General features: G+C 47.4%; 12 protein-coding genes. 1 reads left to right on the top strand and 11 read right to left on the bottom strand.

What is annotated here, in order from left to right; translation table 11 throughout:
- Positions 1 to 165: 165 nt before the first annotated feature.
- Complete coding sequence (locus D3H65_RS18140; protein WP_119051665.1) at positions 166 to 1,143, bottom strand: c-type cytochrome; 978 nt, start codon at positions 1,141 to 1,143, stop codon at positions 166 to 168.
- 251 nt (positions 1,144 to 1,394) lie between these two features.
- On the opposite strand from D3H65_RS18140, the gene D3H65_RS18135 reads away from it, so the two are divergent.
- Positions 1,395 to 2,147, top strand: a complete 753-nt coding sequence (locus D3H65_RS18135) for an XRE family transcriptional regulator (protein WP_119051664.1) — start codon at positions 1,395 to 1,397, stop codon at positions 2,145 to 2,147.
- 167 nt (positions 2,148 to 2,314) lie between these two features.
- On the opposite strand, the gene D3H65_RS18130 is transcribed toward D3H65_RS18135, so the two are convergent.
- The 10 genes from D3H65_RS18130 to D3H65_RS18085 form a co-directional block, all read right to left on the bottom strand.
- Entirely contained in the window at positions 2,315 to 3,229 is a 915-nt protein-coding gene (locus tag D3H65_RS18130) for a histone deacetylase family protein (RefSeq protein WP_245999527.1), read from the bottom strand.
- Positions 3,226 to 3,891: a ligase-associated DNA damage response endonuclease PdeM gene (pdeM, locus tag D3H65_RS18125; protein ID WP_119051663.1), complete on the bottom strand. Its 666-nt coding sequence runs from the start codon at positions 3,889 to 3,891 to the stop codon at positions 3,226 to 3,228. Before pdeM ends, D3H65_RS18130 begins: the two co-directional genes overlap by 4 nt.
- A gap of 25 nt (positions 3,892 to 3,916) precedes the next feature.
- The gene (locus D3H65_RS18120) at positions 3,917 to 4,378 is read right to left on the bottom strand and encodes a heme-binding domain-containing protein (protein ID WP_119051662.1); all 462 of its coding nucleotides are present in this window, start codon (positions 4,376 to 4,378) and stop codon (positions 3,917 to 3,919) included.
- Between the two features lie 73 nt (positions 4,379 to 4,451).
- Entirely contained in the window at positions 4,452 to 6,929 is a 2,478-nt protein-coding gene (locus D3H65_RS18115) for a ligase-associated DNA damage response DEXH box helicase (RefSeq protein WP_119051661.1), read from the bottom strand.
- Between the two features lie 20 nt (positions 6,930 to 6,949).
- Entirely contained in the window at positions 6,950 to 7,303 is a 354-nt protein-coding gene (locus tag D3H65_RS18110; RefSeq protein ID WP_119051660.1) for a DUF5615 family PIN-like protein, read from the bottom strand.
- Entirely contained in the window at positions 7,300 to 7,533 is a 234-nt protein-coding gene (locus D3H65_RS18105) for a DUF433 domain-containing protein (RefSeq protein WP_119051659.1), read from the bottom strand. Before D3H65_RS18105 ends, D3H65_RS18110 begins: the two co-directional genes overlap by 4 nt.
- 128 nt (positions 7,534 to 7,661) lie before the next feature.
- Positions 7,662 to 9,044: a c-type cytochrome gene (locus D3H65_RS18100; RefSeq protein WP_119051658.1), complete on the bottom strand. Its 1,383-nt coding sequence runs from the start codon at positions 9,042 to 9,044 to the stop codon at positions 7,662 to 7,664.
- Positions 9,045 to 9,168: 124 nt separating this feature from the next.
- Entirely contained in the window at positions 9,169 to 10,818 is a 1,650-nt protein-coding gene (locus tag D3H65_RS18095) for an ATP-dependent DNA ligase (RefSeq protein ID WP_245999526.1), read from the bottom strand.
- Positions 10,811 to 11,833, bottom strand: a complete 1,023-nt coding sequence (locus tag D3H65_RS18090) for a ligase-associated DNA damage response exonuclease (RefSeq protein ID WP_119051657.1) — start codon at positions 11,831 to 11,833, stop codon at positions 10,811 to 10,813. The genes D3H65_RS18095 and D3H65_RS18090 overlap by 8 nt, the downstream gene beginning before the upstream one ends.
- 63 nt (positions 11,834 to 11,896) lie before the next feature.
- Entirely contained in the window at positions 11,897 to 13,099 is a 1,203-nt protein-coding gene (locus D3H65_RS18085; protein WP_119051656.1) for an ABC transporter substrate-binding protein, read from the bottom strand.
- Positions 13,100 to 13,122 lie beyond the last annotated feature (23 nt).

The following is a 13,122-nucleotide window of genomic DNA, read 5'->3' as shown; positions in this document are numbered from 1 at the left end:
GGGACACCCAAAGTAATGCGGATGGGTAAAAATCTTTTTTTGGGCGCGCGCCAGCTTTACATGTTTTGGGTAATTTATGGGCCCTGATAAGGGCAAAAAGTCAGCAAAGCACGCGGGGTGCTTTGCTGCTGTGATTGATTATTAGCTGCTAAACCCTTTAAAAGGTTACTTTTTTAAGGCTGTTACTACCTCTTTGACCTCATTTTTTACCGGTTTAAGGGTTTGCAGGTAATTATAAAGAGCTTTGAGCTCATCATCACTCATGCGGGAAAAAGAAGGCCAGGGCATGGGGCTGTGGGGAATGATCCTTCCCTGGCGGAACCGTTTTACAAACTGATCCTGTGACCAGCCGTACAATTTACCGGTGGTGGGATCGGGTGTAAGGTTGGGTGTCAGCACGGCGTAGTTTTCAGGATCAATAATCGATTCCATGGGAAAGCCGCCGGAAAAAGGTTCTCCGATCATGGCGCCGGTTGTGAGATCGCGGTTGGTATGGCAGCCTACGCAGTTGGCAATACTATTGGCGAGGTACTTACCGTAAACAGCGGTTGTATCGCGCGGAATGCTTTTGCGCACGGGCATGCTGGGGCCTACTGGTTTTATCATAAAGGCCTTTACTACTTTGCCCAGCAGAAAAACCTCGTGATCAGGTACTTTATGTTTGACTGGTTTTTGGCTCCGCAGGAAAGAAATGATGGCAGTGAGGTCTTCATCGGTGGCATCGTGAAAAGGCATGAAGTCGAGCACGGCAGTTCCATCGGGGCGTACACCATACCTTAACAGGCGGGCAATTTGCTGATCGGTCAACTTACCGATGCCTGTTTCCATATCGGGCGTAATATTCCTGACATAAATGTTGGCGATGGGTAATTTAAATGGCATGCCGCCGGTGAGGGGCACATCTTCCCCTTTTAACATCAAAGCTTGTGAACCTTCTGCGCGGTGACAATCGGCACAATGACCGGGACCGTATGCCAGGTACCTGCCGCGGGCCACGATGCTGCTGTCGGTAGAGGCCCGGATATCGGGATAGGGGGCATCGAAGTGCAGGTTTTGCCGGCAGGCCACGGTGATGGCCAATATCAGGAACAAGGAAAGAATAACGATCCCTGTCCATTTCAGTATCTTCTTTAACAACTTCATCGGTGTATGTTGTATGGTTATGTGGTTAAGATTTCCGGAGACAAAACTTATCATTTCCTGGCGGGCCTGAAAACGGAAGCGGATGGATTGTTGAATAGGAGTAGTGAATTGAGGGGGAGAGGCAAGTGGTTAGTGGTGGCTTACTTTTAAAGGTTTAAGTAACATTTAATCCAGATCACCCAGTCGTGACAAAAATATATTTGGTTGAATGATAAAATAGTTAGTATTTTTACTGCTAAAATTATTAGTCTATGGCAATAGCTGGTAAAAACCTGAAGTACCTTCGTAAGTTGCGGGGGTGGACCCAGGAAGAGTTCTCCAATAAACTGGGCATCAAGCGTTCCTTACTGGGCGCTTACGAGGAGGAAAGAGCCGATCCTCGTATTGAAGTGCTGGAACAAGTGGGTGAAATGTTTAAGCTGACGCTGGATGAATTGTTGTTGAAAGACCTGGGGGATAGTAAGGGTAATTACTTGGCTAAACGACGTGCACAGAAAATGGCAACAGGATCCAGCGAGATCCAACTGGTGCCTGTAAAGGCTGCGGCCGGTTACCTGGCTGGTTATGCAGATCCGGAATTTCTGGATGAACTGAATACATTCACCTTGCCTATGTTGGCGCCGGGCTCTTACCGGGCTTTTGAAATTGTGGGAGACTCTATGTTGCCTACGCCCAGTGGTTCTGTGATAGTAGGCGAAAAGGTAGATGATGTGGAAGATGTGCGCAATAACAATACCTATATTGTTATCTCCCGTAATGAGGGCATTGTTTATAAACGAGTATTGAAAAATACACGTGCCAGAAATAAGTTCACCCTGATCAGCGACAATGTGGCCTACCAGCCTTATAATATCAATGCTGAAGATGTGATCGAATTGTGGAAGGCTACTATGGTGATCAGTAAGGCCAATACCCAACAACGCTGGGATGTGAATCAACTGGCCAATGTGGTGAGCGATCTGCAGGAGCAGGTGAGTAAGTTGAAGAAGAAGAAAGCGAACTAGAAATATCGAACCAGCAATATTGACATTAGGTTGGCGGTACTGCTTATTTATTAACGGTACCAGCCGCATGTCATTTGTTTGCGACGCAATAATCAGTAATTATTAATTAATAATTACTGATTATTGCGTCGCTCTTTTTCCAGGTAGGTCCATTAAAGATGCAGTCATTAAAAGTAGATATCCAATGCTGCGCGGAAAGTATTGCAATGTGCTTCTACGATAGTTTTTACATCGGGCGAATAACCGCCGCCCATTGCCACTGTGCAAGGTATCCCATGCCGGCGCAGCATGTTGAAGACGATCTCATCGCGGTGGCGGCAACCTGGCATGGAGACCTTTAGTTTACCAAACTTGTCTGTATCTAAAATATCCACTCCTGAGAGGAAAAAGGCAAAGTCGGGTTGTAACTGGCTGATCAATGTTTGCAGGGTATTTTCCAGCAGGGGCAGGTAAATATTGTCATGCGTGCCATCCTTCAAGGCGATGTCGAGGTCGCTTTTTTCTTTATGAAAAGGATAGTTGTGATCGCCATGCATACTGAAAGTGAATACCCGTGGTTCATGTTCAAATAAGCGGGCGGTACCATTGCCCTGGTGTACGTCGAGGTCAATGATCAATATTTTGTAGGCTAATTGATGGTGCAGCAGGTAATTAGCTGCTACGGCAAAATCATTCAGCAGGCAAAATCCCTCTCCGTGGTCGGCAAATGCATGGTGGGTGCCGCCGGCCACATTCATCGCTACGCCATATTCAAAAGCATATAGACAGCAATCAATAGTGCCCTGAGCAATCACCAGTTCCCGCTGTGTTAATGCGGGCGATTGGGGAAAGCCGATATGGCGCTGCTCTTTGGCCGATAATGTTTGCCGGTGCAGTTTTTCCAGGTAGGTGGCATCATGTGTCCACAACACCACTTCATCGGGACAGGCGGTTGGTGCAAACAGGTTTTGTGGGCTGATACTGCCTTCATATAGTAACTGCCCGGGGATCAGTTCATATTTCAGCATGGGAAACCGGTGGCCTTCGGGCAGGGGATGGGCGTAGATAGGATCGTAAGCGATCTTCAGGAGTGGTGCACTCATTGCAATTGGATGATCTGTTTGTTTACGATCGCAAAGACATTCTCATGGGCAGCGGGATTGATCATGGCGAGTCCGGTAAACTCTCCGAATGCAGGCAGCACACAAAACGTGTTGGTGAAGTAAAAGCAGGGGAAGGAGAGGGATTGCTTTCCCAGTCCATTCACGCGGATACCGGGATGCAGGTGACCGGAAAAGTAAAACTGCTTCCGGGAGTTATTCATTTGGTCTGGCAGCAGGTCATGTATAAAATGAAAATGGGTATTGAGGCAAAGGGAGTCTTCGATGACATCGATCGCCGCTTCGCGGTACCATTGTTCGTGCAGGATGTCATGATTGCCCCTCACCAGCAGGATGGGTAGCGCGGGAAAATCGTGGCGCCATCTCTTGAACAGTTCCAGTTCTTTGTTTTCGCGGCTGTGAAAGAGATCACCTACTACAATTAGTTGTTTGGGCTGGAAGTATTGTATTTGATTGACCAGGCGCTGGAGATCGTTCTTATAAACAGTTTGTGGAACGGGAATACCATGTTTGCGGAAATGGCCCGTTTTTCCGAAATGAAGGTCTGAAACGATCAGGGCTTTTTCTTCTTCCCAGAAAACACAACGATCGGGCGAAAGCCAGAACTGGTGCTGCAATAACTTATGTGAAACGGGTACCTGCATGAATGGAGGCAAAGTTATGAAAAAGCTATTTCACAGCTGCTATTTCAGCCCTTAGTTTCTTTGCCCAGTCAATTAGCGCGGCTTTGTCTTCTTCACTGAGTTTAGCTTCTCCGTGCATCCATAAATAACTGTTCAATGGCATCTCATTTTTTTCAATGACCTCCACAATCTCCTTCATCGCATGATCCTGGTCTTTGGGTTTGTAAGTACCGAATTCACTAAAGTTCAGGTCGCGCTTGCCATCTTCCACATGTTCCTGCATCCACCAGCCCACAGGTTGGATATTGGTGTACCAGGGATAATGGGTGTTGTTGGAATGGCAGTCGTTGCAGGAACGTTTGAGTATATTGCTGATGTCCGCCGGGATCCGGTATTGCTGGGTAATATCATTGGTAGTGACAATGCCAACAGATTCATTACGATCGGGCCTGATGAATTGAATGCCTATTATGACAAACAAAAGGAACAACAGTATTTTCTTTTTCATGCAGTCTGTTTATGGTCTGCTAATGTAATAAATCTGGCAGAAATGGAAAGGAGGTTTACATCAAATGTTGCGATTACTTGCTAAGCTGCAGTTGCATCTTCTTTACCCGGTCTTCCAGTTTTTCGGAAGTGAGGTTTTCCCGCATGCTGTCTACTTTGATGGGGAAACAGAAAGGGGTCAATCTTTCCGGAAAAGTAAGTATGATATTGGATTGCTGGATCCGCTCCAGCATATTGCGCAGGCGTACTTCTTCCATTTGCTGGTCCAGGACTTCCTGGTATGCCTGCCTGAGCAACAGGTTTTTAGGCTCGTATTCTGAAAACACGTTGAACAGCAGGGAGGCGGAGGATTGCAGGTGTCTTGCTTTCTTTTGTTCGCCGGGAAAGCCCTGGAAAATAAGGCCGCCGATGACAGCAATATCCCTGAACTTACGTTTTGCCATTTCGGTGGCATTCACGCTTCGCTGGATATCGGCGAGCAGGTCATCGGGTGTAAACAGTTCATAAGCATTGGTATCATCTACGGGAATGGGTTGATCGCTTAACAGCTCAAAGCCGTAGTCATTCATGGCAAAGGAAAAAGTGATGGGGCGAATCTTACTGATGCGATAGGCCAGTATCGCCGCCATGGCTTCATGCACCAGCCTTCCTTCAAAGGGGAATACGAATAAGTGAAAACCGTCTTTTGTTTCTATCTGTTCGATCAGCAGCTCATTGGCCTTGGGCACATGGGAAAGATCTTCCTGTAACTGGAACAAGGGTTGTAATACTTCCAACTCAATATCCCTGGTTCCTTTGCTGCGTTCAAGTGCCTCATTAAACTTCTCCCGCAATTTTTTGCCGAGGTTGGCGGATAAAGGCATCCTTCCTCCCTGCCAACTGGGAACAATGGATTTGGTGGCATTTGATTTACGTACGATGGCTGTCATGTCTTTGACCATGACGAGTTCCAGGTTTCTGCCGGCGAGGGTAAATACATCGCCGGGTGTCAGCCGGGAGATAAAATATTCTTCAATTACACCAATAAAACCGCCGCTCATGAATTTTACTTTCATCATGGACTCGCTCACAATAGTACCGATGTGCAACCGGTGCCTCATGGCAATGCGCCGGCTGGTAATACGGTATATGTCATCTATTACTTCTATCTTTTTATAGTCATCATATTGCTGCAGGGCGGTACCGCCGGCTGTTACAAAATGGATGAGGGCTGCCCACTCGTCCGGCGTCATATCACGATAGCAGTAAGTAGCAATGATCTCCTTGTATAACTCATCGGGTTTGAAACCCTCGGATATGGCCAGGGTGCCGAGGAACTGGATCAACACATCGTAACAGAGGAGCATGGGCTCCCGGCTTTCAATAAAGTTTTCTTCTATGGCGGATTTCAGGGCTGCTGCTTCTACCAGTTCCAGGGAATGGGTAGGCAGGAAGTAAATTTTGCTTACTTCGCCGGGCTGGTGACCGCTACGTCCGGCCCTTTGGAGAAAGCGGGCTACGCCTTTAGGAGATCCTACCTGGATGACGGTTTCTACGGGGCGAAAATCTACGCCCAGGTCGAGGCTGGCGGTGCATACTACTGCTTTGAGTTTACCACTGTGCAGGTTCTCTTCCACCCAAATGCGGAGCTCCTGCTCGATGCTGCCGTGGTGCAGGGCAATGGCACCTGCCAGGTCAGGTGCTATATTCAATAAGGTTTGGTACCACCTTTCACTCATGCCCCTGGTATTGATAAAGATGAGGGTGGTACGGCTATCGTTAATGATGGGGAGTACTTTATGGGCCAGCTTAATACCCAAGTGTCCGGCCCAGGGGTATTGCTCTATTTCGTCGGGTACAATGGATTCAATGGCCACTTCTTTGCGCAGGCGGGCCTTGACGGTCTCGCCAATGCCGCCCACAGGGGCCAGCAATACTTCCTGTGCCTGATCGAGATTGCCAATGGTGGCACTGATACCCCATACGGAACAATGTGTATTGAACTGGGCCTGCTGTACATGCACGATCCTGGTAATGGCCAGTTCGATCTGCACACCGCGCTTGCTGCCGATCAGTTCATGCCATTCATCAATGGCTATTATTTTAAGAGATTTGAATACTTCTGCATATCCCTTTTGGGCCAGTAGCAGGTGCAGGCTTTCGGGAGTAATGACAAGTGCTTCCGGCATCTGTCTTTTCTGCCGTTGCCGTTCGTTTACATCGGTATCGCCATTGCGGATGCCCACTTTCCAGTTCATACCCAGTTCGCTGATCACCTCTTCCATGGCGCGGGCAATATCTTTTCCCAGCGCACGCAGGGGTGTTACCCACAAGAGCTGCAGGCCATTCTTTGATTTTGCCTGGTAATTGTTGGGATGCTGGTTGATGAAATCGATCACGGCGCCCAGGAATACGGAGAATGTTTTACCAAACCCGGTAGGGGCGTTGACGAGGCCGCTTTTGTGATGGATGATATGCTCCCAGGTTTCTTCCTGGAAAGGAAATGGCTGATGGCCTTTGGCGGCCAGCCATTGCTGAATGATCTTGTATCCTATTGTTGAATGAAGCTTCAAATGGTATATCCTCTCAGGTGCTATTCTAGTATTCTTATTTTCTCTGGCTCAAGGATGATAAAAGAGCTTTCCTGCATTAAAGTGATTATTTGCGGAGCATTTTGCTCAAAATATTTCTTTAGGTCTTTTAAGCGCATATTCCCAAGTTTCACCAGAACCAGTTTATACGGCTCTTTGACGGCAAGGTAGGAGTAGTAAAAATCAGAATCTTTAGTAATAACGATCCGTAGTTCTGCTATTGAAAGTGCGTTAATTGTTTTGTCAGAAGTCAGGTTGCCTTCTGAAAGCTCAGACGAATGAACGACATCATGCTCGCTAAAAAAGGAAACTAATGATTGTGGCAAATGTGCATCTATAAAGAACTTCAATCTCATGCAGCAGGTATCTCAATATCTTTGAATTTCATGGAAGCGGTGGCATAGGCGAGGCAAGCGAGGATATCTTCCCTTTGTAAGTCTGGAAACTCGCTTAGAATATCTTCAATAGTATCGCCACCGGCAAGGTATTCCATTATTGATTCGACAGTATACCTCATATTCCGGATGGTAGGTTTGCCATGCGAAACTTCAGGATTTATTGATATGCGTGATAAAAGACTTTCCATTCTACACTGCGTTTATGCAAATAAAGGTAACAAAATAATGAGATCGGTAGTTTTTATGATGCAATCAGAAGTGTCTGGAATGGTATTGTGTATTAGTTATCATGATGTTATGTAGCTGAAGGATGATTTTATAATCTCTTCATGTACTCCAACACTGCTTTTCTGTCTGCATCGGTTAATTTGTCGCCAAAGGTATGGCCATAGTTGGCATAGCCGGGTTTAGTAGTGTTGTACGTGTTTTTGCCCGGTTGTTCCTGTTTCTTGTATACCCAACCTAGTTTTTCATAATCATATACAAGCTTGTCGAAATCCCTGGACCAATAGGTAGGCCGCAGATCGCTGTTGAGCAAGGCTTCGAGTGTAGGCACCGATCCATTGTGGAGGTAAGGGGCTGTCACCCAGATGCCATCCAGGGGCGGCGCTATGTAGCCGTTAAATGGTTCCAGCCGGGCGGGATGGTCGCCGCGGGTAAACCAGCTTTTATTGAACCATTCCACGAACTGGGGATTGGAATAGTTGCTTTTGAACAACAGGGAATCGGTTTGTATTACTGCTTCAGGTATCAAAAGGTTGGGATAGGTTTCGGCAGCGCCATAAGTGCCATGGCATTTGGAGCAACTATTGATGAAGACCTTTTCTCCTGCCGCGGCCAGATTACTGTCGATCGTGCCCGGATATTTGGGCGGCTTTAGTGAATAGATATAGGCCAGCAGATCGGGCATATGGGTATCTACTTCATTGGATTCGCTGGTATCGGTGACAGTAAGCAGGTTGGAAGCTCCGAGAAACTTACCAAAATCGCCTCTGCCAAAGCCATTGTAGAACATGGCATTTTTCTTTTTCAGTAGCCACCAGGCTGGCACATCGGTAGGAATTACCTCCGCGGGTATTTGTAGTAAGGCGGAATCATGCCAGGTGAAAGTGACGGGATCACGATGGGCGGCCAGGAGTGCGGCTAAGCGATCGGCGGCGTTAACGCCCTGCACGTCTGTTTGCAGGTTGTTGCCAATAGCTTTGGCCACTTCTATAAATGATTTGGACGCATGGTATTTTTTAGGAGCAGTGAGTTTGAGAAAGGATTCCAGCGCCTTCAGGTTCTTGAGGTTCATTTTGTCGTTCTGGGTAAAGTCGATGGTGGTATTACCCATTCCTATGTATAACTGGTCCTCAAATTCCTGGGCGTGGCATTGCAGGCAATTGGGGGCTACGAGTATCTCTCCGTTGGAAGCGGTGATGGCTGTATAGGCATAAGGGAGCTTTTCATTCTTTCCTTCACGCTGTAAGAAGTTGCGCTTGTCCTTACCCATTCCCATTACAAAGGCGCTGTAGGGTATGCCGCCTTTTACATAATCGCCGGTGATCAGGTATTCCAGCCCTTTGTTCACATCTCCTCCCAGGCGTTGTGTACTGGGCGGAATGGGCACCGGATCATATTCATTGTACTCCTGTATCCAGGTGGTAAATGCAAAGCCACTTGCGAGTAATAATAATAAAATGGAATATTTGCGCATGGATTCTCCCCGGTTTCAACCTTTAAGTTACAATTTCCGTCGCGTTTTTGCCTGTTAATATTCGGTCAATACGCCGGCTGAGGATATTTGTCATAAAGTAGCAATCTGCAGCCGGAAGGTTGCATCATTTCCCATATAGCGCCAGCATTTTTTGGAGGTCTTCAATGGTATTGATCTCATCGGCTTTTTTGTCGGTACGCCAGCGGCTGATGCGGGGAAAACGGAGGGCTACACCGGACTTGTGCCGGTTGCTGGACGCAATACCCTCAAATGCTATCTCAAATACCAGTTCTGGTTTTACGGTACGTACGGGGCCAAACTTTTCTATCGAATTCTTTTTTACGAAAGCATCTACCTGGGCAAATTCCTTATCTGTGAGGCCGGAATAAGCCTTGGTAAAAGTGACCAGCTTATCGCCATCTTTCACTGCAAAGGTATAATCGGTGTAGAGGTTACTTCTTCTGCCAGTGCCTTTCTGTGCGTAAACCATTACTGCATCGATAGTGAGTGGGTCGATCTTCCATTTCCACCAATCACCTCTTTTGCGCCCCACCAGGTAGGCGGAGGATTTCCTCTTTAGCATCAATCCTTCACTGTTGATGTTGCGTGACTGTTCACGCAGGGTGGTCAGTTGTTCCCAGTTATTAAAATCAACGACCGGGGAGAGTTGTATAAAGGGTAGTTGCACTTCACTGATCAGAGACTCCAAAGCAGCCCTTCGTTCGGTGAGGGATAAATGGCGGATATCCTGGCCATTTAATTCCAGCAGGTCGTAGGCAAACAATCCGGCTGGTGCTTCCTGCAAATTCTTTTTGGTGATATTCTTTCGCCCGATGCGCGTCTGCAATACATTAAAATTGAGTACCTGCCCATCTTTGTAAGGGAGTATCTCGCCATCGATGACCACTCCATCGGGTAGTTTGGCCAGCAAGGCGGCCAACTCGGGAAATTTATCGGTGATCAGGTCTTCGCCCCGGCTCCATACAAACAACTGGTTATTGCGTTTGATGATCTGTCCACGGATGCCATCCCATTTCCATTCTGCCTGCCATTCACCGGGTGCGCCTAAGTTGGAAACTTCTTCTTCTATGGCATAGGCCAGGTAAAAAGGGTAAGGCTTTGAATAGTCGTATGATATATCCTGTTCTGTCAACAGGTCTTCAAAGCCGGTAGTAGCTGGATCCCAATTGCCGCTGATGCGGTGCGCAATGACGCTGGATTCCAGTTGCACTGTCTTGGCAAGTGCATTGACCATCATATTTTGGGATACACCTACCCGAAATGTGCTGGACAATAATTTATTGAATACAAATCTTTCCTTGCTGGTAAGTTCCTGCCAGGATTGGAGAATGAATTCTTTTTTAGCGGCTTCGTCTGCTTTCTCCAGTTGCAGGAACTGCTCTACATAGAAGTATAATGGCTTGCCAGCTGTAGTGGCCAGGGCTGTTTGCTCAGGAATCAGCAGGGCAATGGTTTCCGATAGGTCGCCTACAGTATGATAGCATTCTTCCAATAACCATACAGGAAGATGGATGAGTTCGGCACACCATGTTTGTAGTTGGGTGGAGTTGACGGTTCTTCTGGGTCTTCGGCCGCTGAACAGGGCAATCACCCACACCCTGTCTTTGGGATCGGCGTGGGTAAAATAATTGACCAGGGCTTCCAGTTTGTCGTTGGTCTTGGTGCTCATGCCTAATTGCTGTACCAGTTGTGCAAACAATTGCATGCCGCCTAAAGTGGGGAGAGTGGTAGTATGGTTTTGCTGTTCACTCATCTGCCTTTTCCGGTTCGGTTACTGCTTCTTCCTCTTCTGCGCCATATTCTGTTTTTACCTCTCCTGCGGCAATACCCTGTTCATTGAGGTAGCGACTGAATACGGATTGAAATCCATGGGTGACAAATACTTTTTCTGCACCGGTAGCTTTTACAGCTTCCAGCAGACCATTCCAATCTGCATGATCGCTCAGGGCAAATCCGGCATCGGCATTCCTTCTGCGCTGATGTCCTCTTACCTGCATCCAGCCGCTGCAAACGCCTACACTGTAAGGCGCAAAACGGCGCATCCAGGGGGTGCCATCGGCTGAGGGTGGGGCGATCACCACCTGGCCTTTGAAGGCTTCTTTGGGAAGCTCGGGTGTTACGCGTATTACATCGGGCAGGCGCCAGCCAGCTTGTGTCAATACCTGGTGGGTGTTCCAGATGGCGCCATGCACAAAAATATTGCCGGTGATCTCTGCTACTGCTTTCAGTACGCGTTGGGCCTTGCCCAGGCTATAAGCAATTAAGACGGATGTTTTGCCTGCCAATTGGTTGCTGTGGATCCAGTTGCGGATATCTGTATATATGGCTTCCTGGGGTTTCCAGTGATAGATGGGTAAACCAAAGGTTGATTCGGTGATGAAAGTATTGCAGGGTACGGGTTCAAAAGCACCACTGATGCCATCGTTCTCTGTTTTGTAGTCGCCGCTCACCACCCATACTTCTCCTTTGTGTTCCACTCTTACCTGTGAGGAGCCGATGATGTGACCTGCAGGATGGAGTGATACTTTTACCTCATTCATGTACAGGGATTCGTTCCAGCCAATGCTTTGATAGTGATTGTCGCCCAATCTTAGCTGCAGCATGGGCAGTGTGTCGCGGTGGCAGAGATAATATTTATTGCCAGGCTTTGCATGGTCGCTATGGGCATGGGTAATAAAGGCCTTGTCTACAGGCTTCCAGGGGTCGATATAAAATTGACCTGCCGGGCAGTAAAGACCTTTATCGGTGAACTCAATAATTGATGGCATGATTCCCGTAATTTATAGGATCACACGAATACCTGCAAATTTGGGACCCGGTAAGGGAATTGGTTAATAAACGGCTTTTACGAGGCCGTCTACTTTCTTGATGAAGTAGAGCTTCTTGTTTTCGAAGTAATCGAGCGTCATGGTTTGTTTATCAATGACGGGCTGGATATCGAACTCTGTAAAGAGTTTGAATTTCTTATCGCCCAATCCTGTACTGAGGTTCTTACCAAGGGAGGAGAGGAGGTGACCAAAGTGATATACGGTTTCATAACCGCGGAAAACCATATCAGAGGGGCGTGAGTAGAAATTTATTCTGAAGTAATCATGCAATTCTGTAGCTAGTTTATCGGCAGGATTCACGTAAAATGGGGTACTGTAGTATACTTCTATGCCTTTGAAGATGGGTTTTTCAAAATCAAACTGGTCCCAGGTAGGCATTCCAATAACGGTAGTAGTGTAACTGCTGCTAACTGCTGCCAGGTGCTGGCAAACTTGCTGGCCAAAAAAAGCATCCAGACTGGTGACGAGGCATACATTGGTTTTGTTGCTGTCGAGGTAGTCGGTGATGTCTTCCTGGGTGAAATTGTTCTCCAGGGTTACGTATTTCATTTTCAAGGGCAGGCCAAGGGTGGATTTCTCTGCTTCGGTGAAATAGTTTTTCAGGATATCTTCTGTTGCGCCTTTCTTACGGAAAACCACAATAGTGGATACGGAAAAATTCTTTTGCAGGAATTTATAAATACCCGCACACTGGGTCTTCAGTGTGGAGTTGAGGATCACATAATAAGGGTTATTGGTAGCGCCTGCTTCATTGGGGAGGTTCACATTGATAAAGGGAATGGTATGGGAGGCGGCTATTTGTGTGAGCAGGTTGGCCTCATTTACATTCACATGGCCTATCAGCAGGTCCATTTGCTTTATCTCCTCACTTTGCAGGAGGGACATCAATGGTTTGTTGGCGGCACGGGTATCATATACGTGGACTTCCAGTTGAAGTCCTTCTTTTTTCATGGAATCGATGGCCAGCTGAGCGCCCTCCCAGAATTCAAGCCCGGGGTTGATGAACTTGGGGAAGCTTTTGGCATACCGGTATTGGCCGGTAGCATCAAAAGCGGAATCCAGGTACAGGGGGGCAAACAGGGCAATATGGTGACGCCTGGGAAGGGAGTCGGCGTGAGTGGTCAGTGAATCAGTCTGGGAAAAAGAAATAGTCCATTGCAGCAGGGCGCAGATGGTGAGTAAGATTAACTGTCTATTCTTTTTCATGATGGTTCGTTATGAAGTGATCC

It is taken from the genome of Paraflavitalea soli (genome assembly GCF_003555545.1).
GTDB classification, from domain to species: Bacteria; Bacteroidota; Bacteroidia; order Chitinophagales; family Chitinophagaceae; genus Paraflavitalea; species Paraflavitalea soli.
The sequence above is the reverse complement of the archived record's forward strand: the minus strand, read 5'-3'. Positions and strand labels throughout refer to the sequence as shown.